This window comes from Pseudomonas sp. FP2335 (assembly GCF_030687535.1).
GTDB lineage: Bacteria > Pseudomonadota > Gammaproteobacteria > Pseudomonadales > Pseudomonadaceae > Aquipseudomonas.
This window is the reverse complement of record NZ_CP117437.1, coordinates 1,887,169-1,910,678: the sequence shown is the minus strand read 5'-3', so window position 1 is coordinate 1,910,678 and position 23,510 is coordinate 1,887,169. Positions and strand designations below refer to the sequence as shown.

The window sequence follows — 23,510 nt, the reverse complement described above, 5'->3', positions numbered from 1 at the left end:
ACCGGGGAATACGAGCATTGAGCGACGGCCCGTTGTTGATGTGGCGCTCAACTCAAATGCTGCTGATCCAGGCAGCACAGCAAGCGCTCGACCGTATGCGCCAGCGGTCCGGAATTATCCAGCACATACAACCCCGAGCCATTGTCGGCAATCAGTTGTGCCGTGAACTGCGCATTGCGCGCCAGACGCGCTTCTATATCCGCCAGCGATTCACGTCCCCGTGAGATCAAGCGTTGGCGCAACACCGCCTGATCCACCGTCAGCAACAACACCAGCAAGGTCGGATAACGCGCGCGAGTCTGCGCCAGGTGCGCGCGGGAGCCGTTGACCAGCACGTCGTGCCCGGCCGCCAGCCAGTCGTCGATTTCCCTGGGAATGCCGTAGGACAAGCCATTCGCCTGCCAACTCAGGGCAAACGCGCCCTCGGCCTCCATCGCGGCGAACTGCTCGGGGCTAACGCCTTGCGCCGCCTCGCCCACCGCTTCCGCCGAACGGGTGATGACGCGGCGCACGATGCGGCAACCGCGCTCGACCAAGCGTGGGCGTGCGGCGTCCAACAGGCTGTCCTTGCCCGAACCGGATGGTCCGATGAGATAGATCAACCTGCCTGCCATCCACATACCCTCTTAACCTATTGCCGGTCAGCCCGCCGGCGGCGGCCACTTTACAGTAGCGCACCGGCTGGCAGGTAGTTTGCGAATGCGGGAAGCGATGGGCGCTGAAACCAGACTTTCCCTACGGCTGAATCTTCGCCAGTTATTCATGATGCCGGCCGAGTTGTACGCAGGAGGTCATACCCCAACCGGGTTTCCATTCCCCGGTCGGCATTCTGTGTGCAGCTCACCTCCCACATTTGCCCCCTGCGTTTGGCCGAACACACTTCATAGGTATGAAAAAGGCGACCCGAAGGTCGCCTTTTCTATTGCGCGTATTTCTTGCTCAACCCCGGCGGCACGCCCTGCACGTCTGTTTCTTCCCAGGGTCCATTCGGGCCGATGGAACGGCTCCAGCCGTTGTTCCAACGATAGTAGGTGCGCTGGCGGTAGAAGGTGTCGGGTTGATCTTCCAGCACGTAGACCTTCATGGTGCCGTCCCAGTGGCTGGCGGCACCCGGTGGTGGGGCAAAGGTTGGCGACGAGGTCGGCACCGGCCTTTTCGGCGGTGGGGTTACCGGGGTGGAGGGTCTGGTGCTCGGCTGGGTCGCCGGGCCCGACGGTGGGATGGTCGGGCCGGTCGGTGCGGGAGGTGGGCGGTGGACCGCACAAGCACTCAGGCCCAATACCAGGCTGAGCAGGGTGATACGTGCGAATGCGGTCATGGGCGTTTCCTCGAAGTTACTTGTCCGGACTGTCGATGGTCAGCTGCTGCAGTGCAGTGGTGGTACTGGCCAAGGATTGGCTGCGGCCGATCCACTCGCCAGCGGTCGGAAGACCTGCCCGGGATATGCGCGCAACCAGTTGGACTTCAGGGAAGTTGGACAGTTTCAACTGCGGCATCATCGCGTCGGCATCGCCCAGTTCGACGGTCACCGGCAGTTCTGCGACGGTGACGCGCTTGGCCGCCAACGGTGCCGGCGGACCGGATACGGCGCGGGCGAAGATGAACACGCTGTCGCTTGGCAGGGCTTTGGCCTTGACGTCCGGCGCCAGGTCCACGCGGACTTTGAGCAGCGCCTTTTGCGCCACCGTGCCGCCGCTCTCTTTGAGTTTGTCAGTTGCGCGGTCGATGCCGCCTTGCAGCGCGGCTCGGGAGCCATCGGCTGCCGGCAGTTGCGCCAACAGGCGGCTCCAGTAGTCGATGGCTTCCTGGTAACGCTGGCCCTCAAACGCGGCGATACCGAGCAGGCCGAGGCTGGTGACTTCCTTGGGGTCAAGCTTCAACGCTTCGTCCGTCAGGGCCTGGACCTTGGGCGACCACTGTTTGTTGTCGGCAAAGTACTGCGCCTGGGCCCACTGGCCGAGCAGTTCCGGCTGGCGCCCGGCCAGGGCTGCGGCGCGTTCGAAGACCTTGGCCGCATCGGCCGCACGGTCCTGGGCCATGTAGGCACGCCCCAAGTAGTACAGGCCCTCCGGCGAGTCCGGCTGGGCGATGGCGGCGCGTTCCAGGCGCTGGGTCATGTCTTCCATGGACACCGGCGGCTGGGAGAATTCGCGGGTCAGTTCGACCTTGTCGCTGGCACCGAAATGCAGGTAGAGGCTCACGCCCAATACCGGGACCAGGAACGCGGCGAGCAACGGCAACGGTTTGCCCAGGCGCGATTCGCGGGGCTTTTCCACGCCTTCGGTGTCGGCCAGCAATTCGCGCGCGGCTTCGGCGCGGCCGGTGTCGAGTTGCGCGGCATTGAGCACGCCTTCGGCGCTCTGCGCTTGCAACTCGGCGACGCGCTCTTGGTACAGCGCCACGTTCAGCGCGGTGCGATCCTCTTCACGCTGGGCGCGGCGGCCACGCAGCACCGGGATCAACAGGAAACTCAGGGCAATCAGAAGCAGCAAGCCGGCTGCGAGCCAGAAATCAATCATCAGTCTTGGTGTCCAGCAATTGGTCGAGACGTTTGCGCTCTTCAGGGGACAGCGCATCGGAGCCATCGTCAGGCGCGGGCCGGCGACGACGAATGATCACCACCATCACCACCACGCCCGCCAGCAACAGCCCCGCGGGGCCGAACCAGAGCAGCGCGGTCTTGCCAGTGAGCGCGGGTTTGTAGCGCACGAAGTCACCGTAGCGATCAACCATGAAGTCGATGATCTGCTGGTTATCCTTGCCCTCCCCCAACATGCGGAAGATCTCTTTGCGCAGGTCGGCGGCGATGGGCGCGTTGGAGTCGGCGATGTCCTGGTTCTGGCACTTGGGGCAGCGCAATTCCTTGGTCAGTTCGCGAAAACGCTCACGCTCGGCGTCGCTGGCGAACTGGTAGGTGTCGATGGCCGCGTGGGCCACACCGGCCAGGCCCAGCGCCAGCACGGCGGCGGCTAACAGACGCTTCATGGCTTGGCCTCATCCACCAGCGCCTGGTACTTGGCGGCCAGTTGCTCGCGCCACACCACTTCGTCGATCACGCCGACGTACTTGTCGCGGATCACGCCCTTGGCATCAATGAAGAAGGTTTCCGGGGCGCCGTACACGCCGAGATTCAGACCGAGGTTGCCGTCTTCGTCGCGGATGTCCAACTGGTACGGGTTGTGGAATTCGGCCAGCCACTTCAGGGCGGCAGCGTTGTCGTCCTTGTAGTTGATGCCGTAGATCACCACGCCTTTCTCGGCCAGCTTGTTGAGCACCGGGTGTTCGACGCGGCAGGAGATGCACCAGGTGCCCCACACGTTGACCAGCGCCGGCTTGCCCAGCAGGTCGGCCTGGGTCAGGGTCTTGTCGCCTTGCACGGTCGGCAGGCTGAACGCCGGGAACGGCTTGCCGATCATTGCCGAAGGCAGCTCGGACGGGTCCAGGTAGAGGCCACGATACAAAACCACCGCACCGAGCAAAAACACGATCAGGGGGATCGCCATCAACCAACGCTTCATACCGCCGCTCCCTGCATGCCGAGGGCTTCACGCACCCGGCTCTTGACCTTGACCCGATAACGTCGATCCAGCGCTGCCAGCAAACCACCGAAACCGGTGAGCAGACCGCCGAACCAGATCCAACGCACGAACGGTTTCACATGCACCCGCACCGCCCAGGCGCCGTCGCCCAAGGGTTCACCCAGCGCAACATAGAGGTCACGGGTGAAACCGGCGTCGATCCCGGCTTCGGTCATCATCGAGCTCTGCACGGTGTACAGGCGTTTTTCCGGGTGCAGCACCGCCACTTCCTTACCGTTGCGCACAACGCGTACGGTGCCTTTGTCGGACGTGAAGTTCGGCCCTTCGAAGTGCTTGGCGCCTTCGAAGATGAAGTGATAACCGGCCAGGTCCATGGACTCGCCCGGCGCCAGGCGCAAGTCGCGCTCGGCACTGTTCTGGCTGGACAGCACCACGCCGAGGGCACACACGGCGATGCCGATGTGCGCGATCTGCATGCCCCAGTAGCTGCGGGTCAGGCCCGGCAGGCCTTTGATCAACCCTTTGTGGCGGGTCTTGTCGAAGATGTCGCGCACGCCGGCCAGCAGCACCCAGGCGGCGAGCAGGAAAGTGGCGAGCACTGCCCAGTTGAAGTCGCCGTAAGCAAAACCGGCGAGCACCGCTAGGGCCACGCTGCCGAGCAACACCGGCATCAGCATGCCCACCAGCCATTTCAGCGGGGTGTCTTTCCAGCGCACCAGCACGCCGACGGCCATCACCACCATCAACAAGCCCATCAATGGGATAAACAACGCGTTGAAGTACGGCGGACCCACGGACAGCTTGGCCCCGCTCAGCGCATCCAGCACCAACGGGTACAGGGTGCCGAGCAGGATCATCGACGCCGCCACCACCAGCACCAGGTTATTGCCCAGCAGCAGGGTTTCCCGCGACCACAGGTTGAAGCCGACCTGGCTCTTGACCACCGGCGCGCGCAGGGCGAACAGGGTCAGGGAGCCACCAACCACAAACAGCAGGAAGATCAGGATGAAGATGCCGCGTGCCGGATCAGACGCAAACGCATGCACCGAGGTCAGCACCCCCGAGCGCACGAGGAAAGTGCCGAGCAGGCTGAGGGAAAACGCCGCGATGGCCAGCAACACGGTCCAGCTCTTGAACACGCCGCGCTTTTCGGTGACGGCCAGCGAGTGAATCAACGCCGTGCCCACCAGCCAAGGCATGAAGGACGCGTTTTCCACCGGGTCCCAGAACCACCAGCCGCCCCAGCCGAGTTCGTAGTACGCCCACCACGAACCGAGGGTGATGCCAATGCCGAGGAACGCCCAGGCGACGATGGTCCATGGCCGCGACCAGCGCGCCCAGGCCGCATCGAGACGCCCGCCGAGCAAGGCGGCGATGGCAAAGGCGAACGCTACGGAGAAGCCGACGTACCCCATGTAGAGCATCGGCGGATGCACGATCAGGCCGATGTCTTGCAGCAGCGGGTTGAGGTCGTGACCGTCCACCGGGATCTGCGGCAGGATGCGGCTGAACGGGTTGGAGGTCATGATCAGGAACAGCAGGAAGCCGATGCTGATCATGCCCATCACCGCCAGCACCCGCGCCAACATGACTTGTGGCAGTTGGCGCGAGAACACCGACACGGCGAAGGTCCAGCCGCCGAGGATCAATGCCCACAGCAGCAACGAACCTTCGTGGGCACCCCACACCGCGCTGAACTTGTAGTACCACGGCAAGGCGCTGTTGGAGTTATTGGCGACGTAGCCGACGGAAAAATCGTCGGTCATAAACGCGTAGGTCAGGCAGCCAAACGCGAACAGCAGGAAGGCAAACTGGCCCCAGGCAGCCGGCTGCGCCAGGCTCATCCACAGGCGGTCGCCGCGCCAGGCACCGAGCAACGGCACCACGGCCTGCACCACGGCAAAGCACAGGGCGATGATCATCGCCAGGTGGCCCAACTCAGGAATAAACAGTGCGGACGTCATCACTCAACCCTCCTTGGCGGGCGTTGGTGCGGACTGGCCGCTGTCTTTCAGGGCCTTGGTCACTTCCGGCGGCATGTATTTTTCATCGTGCTTGGCCAGCACTTCATCGGCCACCACCACGCCGTCGGCGTTGAGCTTGCCCAAGGCGACGATGCCCTGGCCTTCGCGGAACAGGTCCGGGAGGATGCCGCGGTAGCTGATGGTCACGGACTTGCTGAAGTCGGTGACCACGAAGGTCACGTCAAGGGAGTCGCCGGAGCGTTTCAGCGAGCCCTGCTCGACCATGCCGCCGGCGCGGATGCGGGTATCCAGCGGCGCTTCGCCATTGGCGATCTGGGTCGGGGTGTAGAACAGGTTGATGTTCTGTTGCAAGGCGCTCAAGGCCAGGGCCACGGCAATGCCCACGCCAGCCAGGATGGCCAGGATGATCAACAGACGTTTTCTACGCAGCGGATTCACTTTTCGGTCTCCCGGCGCAGACGACGCGCCTCTTGTTGCAGGTAACGCTTGCGGGCCAGGATCGGCGCGGCGACGTTGAGGGCCAGCACCGCCAGGCAGATGCCATAGGCCGTCCAGACGTACAGGCCGTGGTGGCCCATGGCGAGAAAATCACTGAAAGAAGCAAAACTCATCCACGTGCTCCCAGGCAGCTTTGCACTTCGGCCTTGACCCAACTGGCCCTGGCTTCACGCTTGAGCACCTCAAGGCGCATGCGCATCAGCAGCACCGCGCCGAAAAAGCAGTAGAACCCCAGCACCATCAACAGCAGCGGCGCCCACATTTCCACGGGCATTGCCGGTTTTTCGGTGAGGGTGAAGGTGGCGCCTTGGTGCAGGGTGTTCCACCACTCCACCGAGTACTTGATGATCGGGATGTTGATCACGCCGACAATCGCCAGCACCGCGCAGGCCTTGGCGGCACTGTCACGATTACTGATCGCATTGCCCAGGGCAATCAGACCGAAGTACAGGAACAGCAGGATCAACATGGACGTTAGTCGCGCATCCCACACCCACCACGAACCCCAGGTCGGCTTGCCCCAGATCGCCCCGGTGACCAGCGCCACGGCCGTCATCCACGCCCCGATGGGCGCGGCGCATTGCAGGGCGACATCGGCGAGTTTCATCTTCCAGACCAGGCCGACGATGCCGCACACCGCCAGCATCACGTAGCAGGACTGGGCCAGCATCGCGGCCGGCACGTGGATGTAGATGATGCGAAAGCTGTTACCTTGCTGATAGTCCGGCGGCGCGAAGGCCAGGCCCCAGACCAGGCCGATGCCGATCAGCAGCACGGCGAAGAGGCTCAACCACGGCAGCAGCTTGCCGCTGATGCCGTAGAACCATTTGGGTGAGCCAAGCTTGTGAAACCAGGTCCAGTTCATTGCTGTTTCCATCACGGTTGCCGCTTGTCGACGCAAGCAGCTTAGGGTCTTTACTGGCTAATGATCAGCCAGACCTCATTATTCGCCGACGCTGATCTTCAGGCCGGCCGCTATCGCAAAAGGTGTCAGGGTTACCGCCAGGGCGGTCAGGCTGCCAAGCCACAAGAGGTAACCGGTCGCCGGCATGCCCATGAGCGCGGCTTGCAAGGCGCCGCTGCCCAGGATCAACACCGGGATGTACAACGGCAGAATCAACAGGGCCAGCAACAGCCCGCCGCGCTTCAAACCCACGGTCAACGCCGCGCCCACCGCCCCCAGCAAACTGAGGACCGGCGTACCGAGCAACAGGCTCAGCAGCAGGATCGGCAGGCATTCGACGGGCAAACCGAGCATCAGCGCCAGCAGCGGCGAGAGCAAGACTAGCGCCAAGCCGGAAAAAACCCAGTGTGCCAGCACCTTGGCCAATACCAGTAGAGGCAGGGGGTGCGACGAAAGGACCCACTGCTCCAGGGAACCGTCTTCGAAATCACTGCGAAACAGCCCGTCCAGCGAGAGCAGCACCGATAAAAGCGCCGCCACCCACACCAGTCCCGGAGACAAGGTTTGCAACAGTTTAGTCTCGGGACCGACCGCCAAAGGGAAGAGTGCGATGACAATCGCGAAGAACACCAGTGGGTTGGCCAACTCGGCCGGGCGCCGGCATAACAACCGGGCTTCGCGGGCGACCAACAGGGCAAACACACTCATAGCGACCACCGGCCCAGGTCCAGGTCACGGTAACCGGCGGGCATGCGCGCGAGGGTGTGGTGGGTGGTGAGCACCACCAGCCCGCCCTGCTCGCAGTGTTGGGCCAAGTGCTCTTCCAACTGGGCGACGCCTTGTTTGTCGAGGGCGGTGAAGGGTTCGTCGAGAATCCACAGCGGCGGGCCCGGCAGGTACAAACGCGCGAGGGCCACGCGGCGCTGCTGGCCAGCGGACAGGGTGTGACAGGGTACGTCTTCGAAGCCCTTGAGGCCGACGGCGGCGAGGGCCTGCCAGATGGCGTCACGGGAGGCGGGATGATGCAGGGCGCTGAGCCAACTGAGGTTTTCTTCGGCGGTGAGCACGTCCTTGATCCCGGCGGCGTGGCCGATCCAGATAAGGTTGCGGGCCAGTTCAGTACGTTGCGCGTTCAGGGGCTTGCCGTTGAGGCGGATTTCACCCGCCGTCGGTTGCATCAACCCGGCCAGCAGCCGCAGCAGACTGGTCTTGCCGCTGCCGTTGGGGCCGCTGATCTGCACCATGTCGCCGCCCGTCAGCCGCAGGTCGAGGTGCTCGAACAACAGGCGCAGGTCGCGTTCACAGGAAAGCGCTACGGCTTCAAGAAGAGGGCTGGTCAAAAGATCGCGGGCCTTTACGGTTCAAGTCGGCGGTGCAGCGGCCGTTAAAGAGAAATGCACAATAACGGCTTTGGCGACCGATTTTAGAGAGCTGGATCAAATAGTTGTGAGGTTTTTAGCGCTCTCTTTGCAGACCGGCGGCATTATACATGCGATGCCCTACTCTCAAGAGGGCAATTTCCTTCAAGACGGCGTAGACGATGACCGGCGAAATCAACCTTCCTGTGCTTCCACCCGCCTCGACAGGCGGGCCCGCCCCGCTGCCCGCGACCGGTGAACTGCTCAAGTTGCTGGAACCGCAGACCGGGCTGATTTCCCCGGGAAAAACCGCCAACGCCGAAGTCATCGCCCTGAAACAAGGCGGTGAAGCCTTTCAGTTGCTGCTCAAGCTGACCCTCGACGGCGGCCGCCAGACCCTGGTGCAAGCCAGCAGCGCGCAACCCTTGCCGTTGGGCAGCAATGTGGCGGTCAGCCAGACCCCGGCGGGCAACCTGACCATCAGCTTGCAGCAGGCCCTGAGCGCCAACGTCGCCGCCCTCACCCGCATCGACACCACGCAGTTGCCGGTCGGCACGCTGCTGCAAGCCAAGGTGCTGACCACCCAGATGCTGCCCCAGGGCGCAGCGCAACCGGCGATCTACCGTTCGCTGGTGACGGTGCTCAACAACACCCTTGCCGGCGCTACATTGACGTTGGAAAGCCCCCAGCCGCTGCGCGTCGGCAGCTTGCTCAGCGCCGTGGTGCAGAACGCGCAAACCCTGAATTTCGTGCCGCTGAGTGGCTTGAAGGACCAACTGGCCGTCACCCAGCAGTTGGCGACTCAACATAGCCGCCAAGGCTCACTGGATGCCGTGTTCACTGCGTTGCAGAACCTGCCGCGCAGTGACAGCACCTCCACTGAACTGCGCGCGGCGGCCGAGCGTTTGTTGGCTGCTTTGCCCGATTTGGCGCAAGTCAGCAATCCGAAAGTGCTGGCCCAGGTGATCCAGAACAGCGGCGCCTTTCTTGAAGCCAAACTGCTCGCAGGGCAGAACCCAGGGGTTCCACCGCTGGACATGAAAGGCGCCCTGCTGCGCCTGGTGGCCGAGCTGCTACCGGCCCTGCCCGCCAGCACCAACCTCAATGCCATCCTCGCCGCCAATACCCTGGCCCAGGTACTGCCCAACTTTGTACGCAGCCCGCTGAACACCCTCGGCCAGCTCAGCGCCCGCCAGGCTCCCGCCGGTTTCCCGCTGCCCGAACGGCTGATGGCGAAACTGGAAGGCGAAGGCGACCTGGAAAACCTGCTGCGCCTGGCCGCCGGCGCCATCTCACGCCTGCAAAGCCACCAGCTGTCGAGCCTGGAGCAAACCGGCACCACCGCCGATGGTCGCCTGCAAACCACCTGGCAGTTGGAAATCCCCATGCGCACCTTGCAGGACATCGTGCCCTTGCAGGTCAAGTTCCAGCGTGAAGAACCGGCGCCGGACAAAGACCAGCCCGAACGCAAAGAACGCAAAGACCCCAGGCAGATGCTCTGGCGCGTAGACCTGGCGTTCGACATGGAGCCACTGGGACCGTTGCAGGTCCAGGCGCAACTGAGCCAGGGCAAACTGTCCAGCCAGCTCTGGGCGACCCGGCCGTTCACCGCCAGCTTGATCGAAAGCCACCTGGGCCACTTGCGCGAACGCCTGGTCACCTCGGGCCTTAACGTCGGCGACCTCGACTGCCACCTCGGCACCCCGCCACGCGGGCCGAAAACCGGACTGGAGCAACGCTGGGTGGATGAAACCGCATGAACAACGCCAACCCGCCGCGCCAGGCGATTGCCCTCAAGTACGACGGCCAGCAAGCACCGACCCTGACGGCCAAGGGTGACGATGCGCTGGCCGAGGCGATCCTCAAGCTGGCGCGGGAGAATGAAGTACCGATCTATGAAAATGCCGAGCTGGTGAAGCTGCTGGCACGCATGGAGCTGGGGGATAGCATTCCGGAGGAGTTGTACCGCACGGTGGCGGAGATCATTGCGTTTGCCTGGACGTTGAAGGGCAAGTTCCCGGTGGGATATGACCCGGATGCGGGGCCGGTGGAGCGGGACATCACAGAGCGTGGCGACGACTACTGAGCACTTCCAGACATACATCAATCCAAATGTGGGAGCGGGCTTGCTCGCGAATGCGGTGTATCAGCTAACAGATGTATCAACTGACCCACCGCATTCGCGAGCAAGCCCGCTCCCACAGGGGATTTGTGTTCAGTTCAAGACTTCGCTCAGGGGAATGAAGTTGACCACATCCCCCTCCGCCAACATCGTCCCTTCCAACACCTCCACCAACCCCTCGGCCCACGCCGCGCTGCGCAGCACGCCGGAGCTCTGGTTGCGGTAGATGATCGCCTTGCCCTGCTCGATGCGCCCGCGCAGGTACTCGCGGCGGTTGCCCGGTTTGGGCCACGTGAACCCCACTGGCACTTCGAAACGCAATGGCTCCACGTCCGCCACCCCTTGGCGGCGCAGCAGGTAGGGCCGCGCCAGCAACGCAAACGTCACCAGGGTCGACGCCGGGTTGCCCGGCAGGCCAATCACCGGCACGCCACGGAAGTGCCCGAAGGTCAGCGGCTTGCCTGGTTTGATCGCGAGCTTCCACAGCGCCAGCTCGCCCTCTTCCCGCAGGGCAATGCCGAGGAAATCCGCCTCGCCGACCGACACACCGCCCGTCGACAGGATCAGATCAACGCTGCCCAGGCCCGCCAGGCGCGAGCGGGTCTGCTCCAGATCGTCGGGCAGAATGCCGGCGTCGATCACCTCGCAGCCCATGCGCTCAAGCCAGGTACACAACACACGACGGTTGCTGTTGTAGATCTGCCCGGGGCCCAGCGGCAGGCCGGGCTCGATCAGTTCGTCACCGGTGGACAGCACGGCGACGCGCGGGCGGCGGATGACTTCAAGGCGGTCGCGCCCGAGTGAAGCGGCGAGCCCCAGTTCGACGGGCCCCAGGCGCGTGCCTGCAGTCAGGACCAACTCACCGACCGTGGTTTCCTGGCCTTGGGGGCGGATGTTCTGCTGGAGGTGCAGGGGCTCGCTGAAACTCACGCGCTCGTCGGCGTGGACCACGGCGTTCTCCTGCATCTCCACGCAATCCGCGCCTTCCGGCACCGGTGCACCGGTGAAGATCCGCGCGCAGGTGCCGGCGGCCAATGGCTGCGGCGCCTGCCCGGCGAAGATGCGCTGGCTGACCACCAACGGCTCGCCGTTCCAGTCGGCCAGGCGCAGGGCGTAACCGTCCATGGCGCTGTTCGGCCAAGGCGGCAGGTCGAGGGTGGCGATCAGGTCTTGCGCCAAGACACGGCCATCGCAATCGGCCAGGGGCAACGTTTGCAAATCGCGGATCGGCGCGGCCTCGGCCATCGCCAGCAGTTGCGCCAAGGCGTCTTCCACCGGCATCAGCGCACCGCTCTTGCCGGGCTTACCCACGGGATTCACAGGGCTCGGCCTGCTTCAAGTGCGGTACGAAATTGCATGGGCGGTGACGGTTGTCCAGTTGCTCGGCGAGGATGCCATCCCAGCCGGTGCGCACCGCATTGGTCGAACCCGGCAGGCAGCACACCAGGGTGCCGTTGGCCAGGCCGGCCAGGGCGCGCGATTGCACGGTGGAGGTGCCGATGTCGGCCACGGAGATCTGGCGGAACAGTTCGCCAAAGCCGTCGACTTGTTTGTCCAGCAGGCAGCTCACGGCTTCCGGGGTGCTGTCGCGGCCGGTGAAGCCGGTGCCGCCGGTGATCAGCACGACCTGCACCACGTCTTCGGCGATCCAGTGGGCGACCTGGGCGCGGATCTTGTAGAGATCATCCTTGAGCAGCACACGCTCGGCCAGGTTGTGGCCCGCGGCGGTGAGGCGGTCGACGAAGACCTGGCCCGAGGTGTCGGTGTCCAGGGTGCGGGTGTCGCTGACGGTCAATACAGCGATGTTCAGGGGTACGAAGGGCGCATCTGCCTTGGCGGTCATGGCACGGTCCGGTTGTCGAAGAAACAGGCGGGTGTTATATCACAGGCCCCCCTTTTGCTGCCGCTGCGGAACCGCCATGCCTATCGATTCATCGCCCCTACCCTGTTCGGTGTTGCTGTTGTCCGGTGGCCGTGGCCAGCGCATGGGCGGCCAGGACAAGGGCCTGCTGGAATGGCGCGGTCAGCCGTTGATTGCGCACCTGCACGGTTTGGTCCGGCCGCTGACGGACGACCTGATCATCTCGTGCAACCGCAACTCCGAGCGATACGCGGCGTTTGCCGACCAACTGGTCAATGACGACAGCCCGGACTACCCCGGGCCGCTCGCAGGCATCCGCGCCGGTCTTGTCGCCGCGCGTCATGGGCATTTGCTGATCCTGCCGTGCGATGTACCGCAGATCGATGCACAACTGTTGGCCGAGCTGCGTACGACCGCGCAACGCAATCCGCGGGTGCCTGTGATGGTGCGCCATGGTCAATTCTGGGAACCGCTGATCTGCATCCTGCCCACCGCCCTGCGCGACGCGGTCGAGGCCGCCTGGCACGCCGGTGAACGCAGCCCGCGACAGATCTTCATGAAACTCGGCGCGGTGGGCCTGGAATGCCCGGCGGATGATCCGCGCCTGGCCAACCTGAATACCCCCGAGCTGTTACTCCCCAGCCCCGGCGTGTCAGAATGAGCCTCGCATCAGGAACTTTGTCGACGCCGCGCGCGTCACAAGGTCAGTATTTCAAAAGAATTCTCTCGGAGACAACACCATGACTCAACGGACCATCGCCGCTCTCATGCTTGCACTGGGCCTCGCCACCCTCGCCGGTTGCGCTTCGCCAACAGTGATCACCCTGAATGACGGTCGCGAAATCCAGGCCGTCGACACCCCTAAATTCGATAAGGATTCGGGCTTCTACGAGTTCGAACAACTGGACGGCAAGCAGACCCGCATCAACAAGGATCAGGTCCGCACCGTTAAAGACCTGTAAGTCTTAGCGTTTGCCACCAAGGCCCGCCGCGTGCGGGCCTTGTCGTTCTTGCGGGTTACCAGTCGAGGGTGATGCGGCTACGGAAGCTGCGTTCTTCGCCGGTCACCGGGTCGATGAACCGGACACCCTGGGCCAGCAGCTTGAGGGGGTTGGCGTAGTCGTCCACGGCATCCTTGATCACGTCAGGGTAGAACGGGTCGTTACAGATACTCGCGCCGAGCGCAGTCATGTGCACGCGCAACTGGTGCTTCTTGCCGGTCACCGGGAACAGGCCGTAGCGCCACAGATCGCCGTGTTTCTCGCGCACTTCAACCGCCGTTTCGGTGTTGCTCACACCTGCGCCTTCCTGCATGCGGAAGAACGGCTCGCCATCCACCAGGCGGCTTTTATGCACCAGGGGGAAGGTCAGGTCGGGCAAGGCAGGGGCGATGGCTTCGTAGAACTTGTCGATCTGGCGCGTGGGAAACAGCTGTTGATACGCCGCACGACTGGCCGGGTTGGCCGAAAACAGCACCAGCCCCGCGGTGTGCCGGTCAATGCGATGCAAGGGCACCAGCGACGGATTGTCCAAGCGGCGGATCAGGCGGCGCAGCAGGGTTTGCTCGACATACTCACCGGCCGGCGTCACAGGCAGGAAGTGCGGTTTGTCGGCGACCACCAAGTGTTCATCGGCGTAGAGGATGCTCTCCTCGACCGGGATCACCTTTTCGTTCGGCACTTCGCGAAAGTAGTAGATGCACAGGCCTTCCTTGTAGGCCAGGCCCTGGCTGATCGGGCTACCGTGGACATCCAGCACCCGACCGCGCGCGATGCGGTCCAGCCAATGTTCCCGGCCGATCGCCGGGAAGTGCTCGCACAGGCACTCGAGCACCGTCGCCCAAGGGCCCGGCGGCAAGTACAGGGTGCTGGCTTGGTGCTCGGACGCGATAAAACCGGAAGTGGACATGCAGATGCTCGAAGCTTGAGAAAACCGGCGGGCATTATCCCGCATGGCTCAGGCCTTGGCCAATTGCGCCCGCAGAACCGGCGAGGCACTGGCGGCCTCGGTGAATTCCTTGAGCCAGCGCAGCACGTCCACCGCTTCCCAGCGGCCTGGATCGTACAGCGCGTACAACAAACCCTGGTAACCCACCACATCCAACTGCTTGTGATAGCCGGCGCGCTGGAACAACGCCTCGATCTCGGCAAAGCAGGTATTGAAATGCACTTTGTTAAACGGCGTCTTGCCTTCCGTGACCAGGCCGTCGAGGCGCAGCTCGTTCACCGCGTCACGCACGACATCGGCGGACATGCGATTGACGCTGCTTTTCAGTTGTTCAACATTCACCACGGGCGTTCCCTCTATTCAATCGCTGTACAAACATACAGTAACTCAATATTCGGAAACCCGCCATCGCGCAAACCTCAGCGCAGGAAGGCGACCACCTGCCCGCTGTCGAACGGCCAGTCCAGCTCAGCGCCGGTGTCGACCCGGCGGAGTACCGGAATCCTTAGGCCGTAGCTCTCAAACAGCGCTTCGGAATCGGCGATATCGACCAATTCAACCATCAGCCCGTGTTCGACGAGCGGCATGATTTCGGATTCGGCATTCTCACAAAGATGGCAACCCAGGGTGCCGAACAGCTGGCATTCAGGAAGCATGACAAACGGACCTGCTCAGAAAGTAGGCGACCATTCTATGCCCGCTGGTTACCTGTGGCGAGGGCGCTTGCTGCCGCTGGGCCGCGAAGCGGCCCCAGGCATGGGACTGCTGCGCAGTCCGACGCGAGCAAGCGCCCTTGCCACAGAAAACCCTGACGCAGGTCAGCATGGCCTATAACTGATTCAGTGATTCTCGCGGCTTTTTGCCTGCCCTTTTGCAATGGAGATGTGTGTGTTTGCCAACCTGCTGATCATTCTGGCCTCATCCTTGGTGGTGATTGCGCTGTTTCGCCGGCTGCAACTGCCGCCCGTGCTCGGCTACCTGTGCGTGGGCCTGGCCGTGGGACCGACTGCCCTGGACTGGGTGAATGACAGCGAAGAGCTGCCGGACCTGGCCGAACTGGGCGTGGTGTTCCTGCTGTTCTCCCTGGGCCTGGAGTTTTCCTTGACCAAAATGCTTGCCCTGCGCCATGTGGTGTTCGGCCTGGGCAGTTTGCAGGTGCTGGGTTGCGGGGTGCTGCTGGGTATCCTGTTGATGACGCTGGGCGTGGCACCGGGCATCGCGTTGTTGCTCGGTGCCGGGCTGGCGTTGTCGTCCACGGCCATCGTCAGCAAGGAGCTGACCAGCCTCGGCGAAATCTTCAGCAGCCATGGCCAGAATGCGATTGGCGTATTGCTGTTCCAGGATGTGGTGGCGGTGTTGCTGCTGACCCTGGTGCCGGTGTTCGCCGGCACCGGCGAGCAGGCCTGGTACGTGGCATTGCCGCTGACCCTGGGCAAGACCGTGGTGCTGTTTGTCGGCTTGCTGCTGGCCAGCCGCTGGCTGTTGCCGCGCCTGTTTCATGAGGTCGCGGCGTCTCACTCGGCGGAGCTGTTTGTGCTGCTGGCGTTGGTGATCGTGCTGCTTACGGCGTGGCTGACGCACTTGCTGGGGCTGTCCCCGGCCCTCGGCGCGTTCCTGGCCGGCATGCTGCTTGGGGAAAGCCATTACCGGCACCAGATCGAAGCCGACATCCGCCCGTTTCGCGACATCCTGCTGGGGCTGTTTTTCGTCAGTATCGGCATGCTGATCGACCTGCAACTGTTCGTCAGCCACAGCCTGTTGATCCTGGGCCTGACGCTCACGCTGATGCTGGTCAAAGGCTGCGTGGTAGCTGCGCTGGTCAAGTGGCGCGGCAGCGACAGCGAGACCGCCTGGCGCAGCGGCCTGGCCCTGGCCCAGGGCGGCGAGTTCTGTTTTGCCTTGATGGCGCAGATGCAACAGAGCCGGCTGATTCCGGACGAGTTCAACGGCCTGTTGCTCGCTGCGACGTTCTGTTCGATGTTGCTCACGCCCCTGCTGTTGCGCGCCGCGCCAGCCATTGCCCTGCGTCTGCACCGCAAGCCCAACCAGCAGGTGCAACTGGAACACATCACCGCACTCAACGCCGAACTGCGCGGGCATGCGGTGATTTGTGGGTATGGCCGCGTCGGGCAATCCATCGGACGTTTTCTACGCAATGAACAACAGGCGTTTATCGCCCTGGATGACGACCCGGAACGGGTGCAGGAAGCCGCCACCGAAGACAGCAGCGTGCATTACGGCGATTGCCGACGGGGCGCATTACTCAGCGCGGTCGGCCTGGAGCGCGCGCGGTTGGTGGTGATTGCCGTGGACAACACCGATGTCGCCCTGGTGGTGTTGAAAGAAGCGCGGCGAATCAACCGCGAAGTGCCGATCCTGGTGCGCACCCGCGATGACAGCCAGTTGGCCGAATTGAAAGCTGCAGGCGCCAGTGAAGTGGTGCCTGAGCTATTGGAGTCGAGCCTGATGCTCGCCTCCCACGCCTTGATCCTGCTGGGCCTGCCGGACCAACAGGTGCAGGCGCGGGTCGACGAAGTGCGGCATAACCGCTATCGCCTGCTGCACGGTTTTTATCAAGCGGCCGACGAGCCGCTCAATCCTGACTGACCGCGCCGATCTTGTGAATCGACAGGTCCGCACCGTAATACTCCTCTTCCTGGCTCAGGCGCAGGCCGTAGGCGCGCTTGATCACGCCGTACACCAACAGGCCGCCGCCCAACGCCACGACCACACCCAGGGCGGTGCCGATCAACTGGCTGATCAGGCTGACGCCGCCCAAGCCACCCAGCGCGGTCTGGCCAAAGATGCCGCAGGCGATGCCGCCCCATACGCCGCACAGGCCATGCAGTGGCCACACGCCGAGCACGTCGTCGATCTTCCAACGGTCCTGAGCGGCGATAAAGCACCACACAAACAGGCCACCGGCAACCACGCCGGTGACCAGCGCGCCCACCGGGTGCATCAGGTCGGAACCGGCACAGATCGCCACCAGCCCGGCCAAGGGGCCGTTGTGCAGGAAGCCTGGGTCATTGCGCCCGATGATCAGCGCGGCCACGGTGCCACCGACCATGGCCATCAGCGAATTGACCGCCACCAGGCCGCTGACGCCGTTCAGGGTCTGCGCGCTCATTACGTTGAAGCCGAACCAGCCGACAATCAGAATCCACGACCCCAACGCCAGGAAGGGAATGCTCGACGGTGCAAACGCCACCAGTCGTCCCTCGCGATAGCGCCCGTTGCGCGGGCCGAGCAGCAATACCGCCGCCAGCGCCAGCCAGCCACCCATGGCGTGCACCACCACGGAACCGGCGAAGTCATGGAAACTGGCACCAAAGGTCGCCAGCAGCCAGGCTTGCAGGCCGAAGTTGCCGTTCCACACCATGCCTTCGAAAAACGGGTAGATAAACGCCACGATCAGCGCCGTGGCGCACAGCTGCGGAACAAAACGTGCACGCTCGGCGATACCTCCGGAAATAATCGCCGGGATCGCCGCTGCGAACGTCAGCAGGAAGAAGAACTTCACCAGGCCATAGCCATGATCGGCGCTGATCACCGCCGCCGGTTGCAGGAAACTCACGCCGTAGGAGATCCAATAGCCTATAAAGAAATAGGCCAGCGTGGAGATGGCGAAGTCGCTGAGGATTTTCGACAGCGCGTTGACCTGGTTCTTCTGGCGCACCGTGCCGACTTCGAGGAACGCGAAGCCGGCGTGCATGGCCAATACCATGACGGCGCCGATCAGGATAAACAGGGTGTTGGAACTGTGGACGAGGGTGTCCACCGCACTTTGCAAATTTTCCATGGAGGTTGGCAGGCCTGCATTAAAGGCAAAAAGCACCAAAGCGGTTCAAGCCAGGGTCTCGCGCACTAAATTGGCACCACCGGCTCCACCCCTCTTCAGAGGGCGTGAACCGCTTTAGCGCAGCGATCACCACAACAGGCCGTTGCCGACAGGGTTTTTCCGCGAGTTTCAGTTATTTAGGGTAAGGTTTTTGAAGGCTTCCTGCCCGACCGCCCGGATTCAGCGCAAGCCACGTGGCCTGCGCACCAAGGCAAAGCAAAAGCTGTACCAGACAATTGCACTGAACCTTCACCGATGCCGGTGACTCGAAACCACAACGCACAGATTCAGCCCATCACGGAGATAACCATGGCCAGAAAAACGGCAAAGACTGCTCAAGAAATACTGCTGGCGGATTTTCAAACCCTGGTCAGCGACACCGAAAAGCTGCTGGACGACACCAAGATCCTGGCTGGTGACCAAGCCGACGAGCTGCGCAGCAAGATCCACGAGAGCCTGCTCAAGGCCCGTGAAACCTTGCACCAGACCGAAGAGTCCCTGCGCGAACGCGGCCAGGCGGCCGTCACCGCCACTGAAGATTATGTGCAGGCCAATCCTTGGCAGTCGGTCGGCATTGCCGCCGGCGTGGGTTTCCTGATCGGCCTGCTGGCTACAAGGCGCTAATCATGTCTAACGGCGAAACCGGCTCGTCCACGAGCTCTACTTCAAAGCGCCTGGGCGCGGCCGTGTTGGGTTTGCTGCACAGCCACGTCGAACTGTTCGGCATCGAATTACAGGAGCAGAAGGCGCGCACCGTCAGCCTGTTGCTGTTTGCCGGGCTGGCGTTGGTGTTTGCCCTGCTGCTGTTGGTGGGGTTGTCGACCCTGGTGATGATCCTGGTCTGGGACACCGGCTATCGTCTCACCGGGATCATCTGCCTCTGCGTGTTCTACAGCCTGGCCGCCGCCTTCTGCGGGTTACGCCTGAAAGCGGCGGTGTTCGATGAGTCCACACCGTTCCACGCCACCCTCGAAGAGCTGGCCAACGACCGGGAGCGCCTGCTGCCATGAGCCTGACTGAAATCCCGCACACCACTTCGCGCCGGGAAATGCGCAAGGCGCTGATCCGCCTGCGCATGGAAATGCACCGCCAGGAAATCCGCCATGAGTCGCAGCAACTGGTGGCACCACTGGCCAAGGTGCGCAACATGGGCCAGAACTGGCAGGACAGCCTGGGCATTAAGCATGCGCCGCTGTGGGGCGTGGCGGCGGTGACGCTGCTGGGCTTCTTCACCGGCAAGGGCGCCAAGGGTGGCAGTCTCGCCAGCCTGACGCGCCTGGTACGGTTGGGCGCCGGTTTGATCCCGCTGATCAAACTGGCCATGCAGGGGGCGTCGCGCAAAGGCTGAGCCACGCTGGCTGCATTCTTGCAGACAGAAGCGGCCCGGCTCTCGTTTTCGAGAGTCGGGCCTTTTTTCGCCATTTCTTTAAGGAGTCCCTGTGATCGACGGGCAACCGCTCGCCTGCTTCCAGCCGTTTATCGACACTGCCACCGGGCGCATTGCCGGCGTCGAAGCCCTGGGTCGCTTGCGTCAACCTGACGGCCGCTTGCAGTCCGTGGGGCCGCTGTTCGCTGACCCGCGCACGCCTGGCGTGAGCTTGCGGCGGCTGGACCGGCAGATCCGCGACAACGCACTGAGCCGCCTGCACGAAGTGCCCGAAGACTGGTTCCTCAGCCTGAACATCTCGCCCCGCTGGATCAACCGCCTGCGCCCCGGCCAGGTGCTGCCCAGCCTCAAGCAAGTGCGCGCCCACGGCGTCGATCCCCGGCGGATCGTATTCGAGATCACCGAGTTGGGCGGCAACATCCAGCGCCTGGCTGACGTAGTGGCGCGTTATCGCGAGGCCGGCGCGCGCATTGCCATCGACGATTTCGGTGCGGGCTACTCCCAGCTGGATCGGGTGCTGGCGCTGCAACCGGATATTCTCAAGCTCGACATGCGCCTGTTCCAGGACGCCGCACGCGGCGGGCCGAGCAGCGAAGTGGTGCGCGCACTCGCGCAAATGGCCGAGAAGACCGGCTGCTGGATCATTGCCGAAGGCGTGGAGACCGAAGCGCAGTTGAGCTTTGCCCTGGAGTGCGGGGCGCGGTATGTGCAGGGGTATCTGTTCGCCCAGGCGCAGCTTGACTGGTTCGCCGCCGATGCCTTCGTGCCACGCTTTGCACAACTGCGCACGCAGTACGTCCAGCAAAAACTCACGGAGCGCGGGCGCCTCATGCAGCTGCGCCTGCAATTGGTCGAGCTGATGCACATCCTGCAAACCTGGGCCCAGGGCCAGGCACCCTTGAGCCAACTGCCACAACTGCCGGACTTCCCCTGGCTGCTGCGCTTCTATCAGTGCGACCGGCATGGCACCCAACTGACCCCGAACTTCGAATGGCAGCACGATGCCTGGCAAGCCGACAGCCGTTACCTGGGTCACAACTGGTCGTGGCGCCCGTATTTCTATCACTTGCTGGCCGAGGGTTGGGAGGAGCGGCGGCTGAATCTGTCTTCAACCTATCGCGACGCCACCAGCAATCAATACTGCCTGACCGCCGGACAATTCTTCGATAACGGTCAGCGCTTGCTGTTAATCGATGTCGACGCCGCCGGGCTGTAGATTTTCGCTTGCCCCGCCGAAGCGGAACCGGGAAGCTGGGGGGGTCATTCACCGCACGGAGAGTACCCGCCTTGGATTGGCCCACCCTGCTGACCCGCGAACGCCTTGGCAAACCCCTGCACAGCCCGGAAGAACTGGGGCGCAGCCCGTTTCACAAAGACCACGACCGCATCATTTTCTCCGGCGCGTTCCGCCGCCTGGGCCGCAAGACCCAGGTGCACCCGGTGTCGAGCAACGACCACATCCACACGCGCCTGACCCACTCGCTGGAAGTCAGTTGCGTCGGCCGCTCCCTGGGCATGCGCGTCGGCGAGACCCTGCGTGGCGCCCTGCCCGACTGGTGCGACCCCAGTGACTTGGGCATGGTGGTGCAATCGGCCTGCCTGGCCCATGACATCGGCAACCCGCCGTTCGGGCACTCCGGTGAAGACGCCATCCGCCACTGGTTCCAGCAGGCCGCCGGGCGCGGTTGGCTGGATGACATGAGCAGCGCCGAGCGCAATGACTTCCTCAATTTCGAGGGCAATGCCCAGGGGTTCCGGGTGCTCACCCAGCTGGAATATCACCAGTTCGACGGCGGCACGCGGCTGACCTACGCCACCCTCGGCACATACCTGAAATACCCCTGGACCGCCCGCCACGCCGACTCCCTGGGCTACAAGAAACACAAGTTCGGCTGCTACCAGAGCGAGCTGCCGATTCTTGAGCAGATCGCCCACAAGCTCGGCCTGCCGCAACTGGAAGAACAACGTTGGGCGCGTCATCCGCTGGTCTATCTGATGGAGGCCGCCGACGACATCTGCTATGCGTTGATCGACCTCGAAGACGGCCTGGAAATGGACCTGTTGCAATACGCCGAAGTCGAGTCGCTGTTGCTTGACCTGGTGGGCGACGACCTGCCGCAAACCTATCGCCAATTGGGCCCCGACGACTCGCGCCGACGCAAACTGGCGATCCTGCGCGGCAAGGCCATCGAACACCTGACCAACGCAGCGGCGCAGGCCTTTGTCGAACAACAAGATGCCTTGCTTGCGGGCACCCTGCCAGGGGACCTGGTGGAGCATATGCACGGTCCGGCCAAACGCTGCGTGCTCGACGCCAAGGACATGGCACGCAAGAAAATCTTTCAGGACAAGCGCAAGACCCTGCATGAGATCGGCGCCTACACCACCCTGGAGATCCTCCTGAACGCCTTCTGCGGCGCTGCGCTGGAGCAGCATGGCGGACGCACGCCTTCGTTCAAGAACCGGCGTATTCTCGACCTGCTGGGCAACAGCGCGCCCAATCCGGCGTGGCCATTACACGCCTCGTTTCTACGCATGATCGACTTTATCGCCGGCATGACCGACAGCTACGCCACCGAAATGGCACGGGAGATGACGGGGCGTTCCAGCCCTCAGTAATCCTGTCTATCCAGCCGCCTGTTCCCTGAAAGGAATCGCCCTACGATGGGAACAGAGCGGCCTGATCGAATTCGCACACTCACTCGAAGAATAATCACGCACGTTTCTGGCCGATCTGGCGAGTAATTCCTACGCCCCAACCCACGACGCTTGACTCAGTGTGTGCCCTTTTATGCCCGAACATCACCTGCGTATCCTGTTGGTGGAGGACCATCCCTTTCAGCTCATCGCGACTCAGTGCCTGCTCAAAAGCTTCGGTTTCACGCAGCAGACCCTGGCGGAAAACGCCGAACAGGCGGTCCGTCAGATGAGCCGCTCCGAAACGCCTTTCGACCTGTTGCTCTGCGACCAATGCCTGCCGGACCTGCCGGGGCTGGAACTGGTCGAAATAGCCAGCCGCCGTGGGTTCATCAGCGCAGCGGTGTTGCTCAGCAGCCTGTCCCTACTCGAATTATCAAAACTCTATATTCAAGCGCAACAACGTCACTTGCCGTTACTGGGTTACTTGTCAAAACCGTTGAACGGCAACGAACTTTCAGCACTACTTAATCCAATATCTGACTTGTAGCCGTAGGAATTTAAACATCAACACATAAGAAAATAACCAGTACAAAGCCAACCTCGCCATCCTGACCGCAACATTCCCACCCTGCAGCCATCGACACACTGACACAGCCAGCCATAAATCCTGATGACCTGTAGGTCTCAGCCTTTTTTGATGTAGGAACATTCTTGTTTTGTATCTGCTGCCACCAGGCTTCATGCTCACACCACATCTTCTGAGCTAATGTGCCCGCTTTATTTGCACTTGCATGGAATGTGATTATGAACTCAGTTTTCATTATCGATGACCACCCCGTTATAAGGTTGGCAATTCGAATGTTGTTGGAGCACGAAGGCTACAAAGTCGTCGGTGAAACGGATAATGGTTGTGATGCGATACAAATGGTCCGTGAATGCCTTCCGGACTTGATCATTCTTGACATCAGTATTCCGAAACTCGATGGGCTTGAAGTGTTGTGCCGATTCAACGCGATGAACACCCAGATGAAGACCCTCGTCCTGACCGCGCAGTCCCCTACGCTCTTTGCCACACGCTGCATGCGCTCGGGTGCCGACGGCTATGTGTGCAAGGAAGGCGACCTGAGCGAACTGCTCAGCGCCATCCGCGCCGTATTATCCGGTTATAACTATTTCCCCAGCCAGGCATTGAACGCCGCAGGCTCGGAAAGTCACTCCCATGAACTTGAACTATTCAAATCGGTTAATGACCGGGAACTGATGGTTTTGCAACTTTTTGCACAAGGCCGCACCAACAAGGAAATTGCCAAAGGCATGTTTCTAAGCAACAAGACCGTCAGCACTTATAAAAAGAGGCTCATGCAAAAATTAAAGGCCAAATCCTTGGTAGAACTTATCGAGTTGGCAAAACGAAACGCGCTAGTGTGA

General features: G+C 62.5%; 30 protein-coding genes. 12 read left to right on the top strand and 18 right to left on the bottom strand.

Translation table 11 applies throughout. The features are described 5' to 3' along the window. Positions 1-47: 47 nt before the first annotated feature. From phnN to ccmA, 11 genes are all read right to left on the bottom strand, one after another. Entirely contained in the window at positions 48-614 is a 567-nt protein-coding gene (gene phnN, locus PSH81_RS08565; RefSeq protein WP_305392319.1) for a phosphonate metabolism protein/1,5-bisphosphokinase (PRPP-forming) PhnN, read from the bottom strand. 305 nt (positions 615-919) lie between these two features. Further along, the gene (locus PSH81_RS08560) at positions 920-1,318 is read right to left on the bottom strand and encodes a hypothetical protein (protein ID WP_192298789.1); all 399 of its coding nucleotides are present in this window, start codon (positions 1,316-1,318) and stop codon (positions 920-922) included. A 16-nt stretch (positions 1,319-1,334) separates the two neighbouring features. Further along, entirely contained in the window at positions 1,335-2,519 is a 1,185-nt protein-coding gene (ccmI, locus tag PSH81_RS08555; protein ID WP_305392318.1) for a c-type cytochrome biogenesis protein CcmI, read from the bottom strand. After that, complete coding sequence (locus PSH81_RS08550; RefSeq protein ID WP_226455419.1) at positions 2,512-2,985, bottom strand: cytochrome c-type biogenesis protein; 474 nt, start codon at positions 2,983-2,985, stop codon at positions 2,512-2,514. Before PSH81_RS08550 ends, ccmI begins: the two co-directional genes overlap by 8 nt. Next, positions 2,982-3,518 carry a DsbE family thiol:disulfide interchange protein gene (locus tag PSH81_RS08545; protein WP_017734371.1) on the bottom strand — a complete coding sequence of 179 codons (537 nt, stop codon included), beginning with the start codon at positions 3,516-3,518 and terminating at the stop codon, positions 2,982-2,984. Before PSH81_RS08545 ends, PSH81_RS08550 begins: the two co-directional genes overlap by 4 nt. Further along, positions 3,515-5,503, bottom strand: coding sequence for a heme lyase CcmF/NrfE family subunit (locus PSH81_RS08540; RefSeq protein ID WP_192298887.1), 1,989 nt, complete (start codon positions 5,501-5,503; stop codon positions 3,515-3,517). The genes PSH81_RS08545 and PSH81_RS08540 overlap by 4 nt, the downstream gene beginning before the upstream one ends. Before the next feature lie 3 nt (positions 5,504-5,506). Further along, positions 5,507-5,962, bottom strand: a complete 456-nt coding sequence (gene ccmE / locus PSH81_RS08535; protein ID WP_226455418.1) for a cytochrome c maturation protein CcmE — start codon at positions 5,960-5,962, stop codon at positions 5,507-5,509. After that, entirely contained in the window at positions 5,959-6,135 is a 177-nt protein-coding gene (gene ccmD / locus PSH81_RS08530; RefSeq protein WP_003172771.1) for a heme exporter protein CcmD, read from the bottom strand. The genes ccmE and ccmD overlap by 4 nt, the downstream gene beginning before the upstream one ends. Further along, complete coding sequence (locus PSH81_RS08525; RefSeq protein WP_192298785.1) at positions 6,132-6,887, bottom strand: heme ABC transporter permease; 756 nt, start codon at positions 6,885-6,887, stop codon at positions 6,132-6,134. Before PSH81_RS08525 ends, ccmD begins: the two co-directional genes overlap by 4 nt. Positions 6,888-6,965: 78 nt before the next feature. Further along, positions 6,966-7,634 carry a heme exporter protein CcmB gene (gene ccmB / locus PSH81_RS08520; protein WP_192298784.1) on the bottom strand — a complete coding sequence of 223 codons (669 nt, stop codon included), beginning with the start codon at positions 7,632-7,634 and terminating at the stop codon, positions 6,966-6,968. After that, the gene (gene ccmA, locus PSH81_RS08515) at positions 7,631-8,266 is read right to left on the bottom strand and encodes a cytochrome c biogenesis heme-transporting ATPase CcmA (RefSeq protein ID WP_192298783.1); all 636 of its coding nucleotides are present in this window, start codon (positions 8,264-8,266) and stop codon (positions 7,631-7,633) included. Before ccmA ends, ccmB begins: the two co-directional genes overlap by 4 nt. Before the next feature lie 200 nt (positions 8,267-8,466). Here ccmA and PSH81_RS08510 point away from each other — a divergent pair, with 200 nt between their 5' ends. Together PSH81_RS08510 and PSH81_RS08505 are read left to right on the top strand one after the other, a co-directional pair. After that, positions 8,467-10,044 carry a flagellar hook-length control protein FliK gene (locus PSH81_RS08510; protein ID WP_226455417.1) on the top strand — a complete coding sequence of 526 codons (1,578 nt, stop codon included), beginning with the start codon at positions 8,467-8,469 and terminating at the stop codon, positions 10,042-10,044. Next, positions 10,041-10,370, top strand: coding sequence for an EscU/YscU/HrcU family type III secretion system export apparatus switch protein (locus PSH81_RS08505; protein WP_226455416.1), 330 nt, complete (start codon positions 10,041-10,043; stop codon positions 10,368-10,370). Before PSH81_RS08510 ends, PSH81_RS08505 begins: the two co-directional genes overlap by 4 nt. A gap of 129 nt (positions 10,371-10,499) precedes the next feature. On the opposite strand, the gene glp is transcribed toward PSH81_RS08505, so the two are convergent. Further along, positions 10,500-11,726 carry a gephyrin-like molybdotransferase Glp gene (glp, locus tag PSH81_RS08500; RefSeq protein ID WP_305392317.1) on the bottom strand — a complete coding sequence of 409 codons (1,227 nt, stop codon included), beginning with the start codon at positions 11,724-11,726 and terminating at the stop codon, positions 10,500-10,502. Then, on the bottom strand, positions 11,710-12,249 hold the full coding sequence (gene moaB / locus PSH81_RS08495) for a molybdenum cofactor biosynthesis protein B (RefSeq protein WP_192298778.1): 540 nt from the start codon (positions 12,247-12,249) through the stop codon (positions 11,710-11,712). The genes glp and moaB overlap by 17 nt, the downstream gene beginning before the upstream one ends. Positions 12,250-12,325: 76 nt before the next feature. Here moaB and mobA point away from each other — a divergent pair, with 76 nt between their 5' ends. Next, on the top strand, positions 12,326-12,928 hold the full coding sequence (gene mobA, locus PSH81_RS08490) for a molybdenum cofactor guanylyltransferase MobA (protein ID WP_305392316.1): 603 nt from the start codon (positions 12,326-12,328) through the stop codon (positions 12,926-12,928). Between the two features lie 79 nt (positions 12,929-13,007). Then, positions 13,008-13,229 (top strand): YgdI/YgdR family lipoprotein, encoded by a 222-nt coding sequence (locus PSH81_RS08485; protein ID WP_016978480.1) that lies wholly within the window; start codon positions 13,008-13,010, stop codon positions 13,227-13,229. A gap of 55 nt (positions 13,230-13,284) precedes the next feature. On the opposite strand, the gene PSH81_RS08480 is transcribed toward PSH81_RS08485, so the two are convergent. From PSH81_RS08480 to PSH81_RS08470, 3 genes are all read right to left on the bottom strand, one after another. Then, the gene (locus PSH81_RS08480; protein WP_226455413.1) at positions 13,285-14,175 is read right to left on the bottom strand and encodes a pseudouridine synthase; all 891 of its coding nucleotides are present in this window, start codon (positions 14,173-14,175) and stop codon (positions 13,285-13,287) included. A 48-nt stretch (positions 14,176-14,223) separates the two neighbouring features. Then, a complete protein-coding gene (locus tag PSH81_RS08475; protein ID WP_003189932.1) occupies positions 14,224-14,559 on the bottom strand; it encodes a hypothetical protein in 336 nt (111 codons plus the stop codon). A gap of 74 nt (positions 14,560-14,633) precedes the next feature. Then, the gene (locus tag PSH81_RS08470; RefSeq protein ID WP_192298775.1) at positions 14,634-14,870 is read right to left on the bottom strand and encodes a glutaredoxin family protein; all 237 of its coding nucleotides are present in this window, start codon (positions 14,868-14,870) and stop codon (positions 14,634-14,636) included. Positions 14,871-15,096: 226 nt separating this feature from the next. Between PSH81_RS08470 and PSH81_RS08465 the strand changes: the two genes are divergently transcribed. Continuing rightward, entirely contained in the window at positions 15,097-16,821 is a 1,725-nt protein-coding gene (locus PSH81_RS08465) for a monovalent cation:proton antiporter-2 (CPA2) family protein (RefSeq protein ID WP_226455412.1), read from the top strand. Here the strand turns inward: PSH81_RS08465 and PSH81_RS08460 are convergent. After that, a complete protein-coding gene (locus PSH81_RS08460) occupies positions 16,808-18,016 on the bottom strand; it encodes an ammonium transporter (protein WP_305392315.1) in 1,209 nt (402 codons plus the stop codon). The genes PSH81_RS08465 and PSH81_RS08460 overlap by 14 nt on opposite strands. A gap of 348 nt (positions 18,017-18,364) precedes the next feature. Here PSH81_RS08460 and PSH81_RS08455 point away from each other — a divergent pair, with 348 nt between their 5' ends. From PSH81_RS08455 to PSH81_RS08430, 6 genes are all read left to right on the top strand, one after another. Then, positions 18,365-18,679: a YqjD family protein gene (locus tag PSH81_RS08455; RefSeq protein WP_192298772.1), complete on the top strand. Its 315-nt coding sequence runs from the start codon at positions 18,365-18,367 to the stop codon at positions 18,677-18,679. A 2-nt stretch (positions 18,680-18,681) separates the two neighbouring features. Beyond that, positions 18,682-19,065 carry a phage holin family protein gene (locus tag PSH81_RS08450; protein ID WP_192298771.1) on the top strand — a complete coding sequence of 128 codons (384 nt, stop codon included), beginning with the start codon at positions 18,682-18,684 and terminating at the stop codon, positions 19,063-19,065. Beyond that, positions 19,062-19,403, top strand: coding sequence for a hypothetical protein (locus tag PSH81_RS08445; RefSeq protein WP_192298770.1), 342 nt, complete (start codon positions 19,062-19,064; stop codon positions 19,401-19,403). The genes PSH81_RS08450 and PSH81_RS08445 overlap by 4 nt, the downstream gene beginning before the upstream one ends. Positions 19,404-19,494: 91 nt before the next feature. After that, a complete protein-coding gene (locus PSH81_RS08440; RefSeq protein ID WP_305392314.1) occupies positions 19,495-20,658 on the top strand; it encodes an EAL domain-containing protein in 1,164 nt (387 codons plus the stop codon). Positions 20,659-20,729: 71 nt separating this feature from the next. Continuing rightward, positions 20,730-22,061 carry a deoxyguanosinetriphosphate triphosphohydrolase gene (locus tag PSH81_RS08435; protein ID WP_192298768.1) on the top strand — a complete coding sequence of 444 codons (1,332 nt, stop codon included), beginning with the start codon at positions 20,730-20,732 and terminating at the stop codon, positions 22,059-22,061. A 172-nt stretch (positions 22,062-22,233) separates the two neighbouring features. After that, complete coding sequence (locus tag PSH81_RS08430) at positions 22,234-22,629, top strand: response regulator (RefSeq protein ID WP_226455409.1); 396 nt, start codon at positions 22,234-22,236, stop codon at positions 22,627-22,629. 10 nt (positions 22,630-22,639) lie between these two features. Here the strand turns inward: PSH81_RS08430 and PSH81_RS08425 are convergent, their stop codons facing one another. Further along, on the bottom strand, positions 22,640-22,903 hold the full coding sequence (locus PSH81_RS08425; protein ID WP_226455408.1) for a hypothetical protein: 264 nt from the start codon (positions 22,901-22,903) through the stop codon (positions 22,640-22,642). Between PSH81_RS08425 and PSH81_RS08420 the strand changes: the two genes are divergently transcribed. Continuing rightward, positions 22,887-23,510, top strand: coding sequence for a response regulator transcription factor (locus PSH81_RS08420; protein WP_226455407.1), 624 nt, complete (start codon positions 22,887-22,889; stop codon positions 23,508-23,510). The two genes, PSH81_RS08425 and PSH81_RS08420, sit on opposite strands and share 17 nt — an antisense overlap.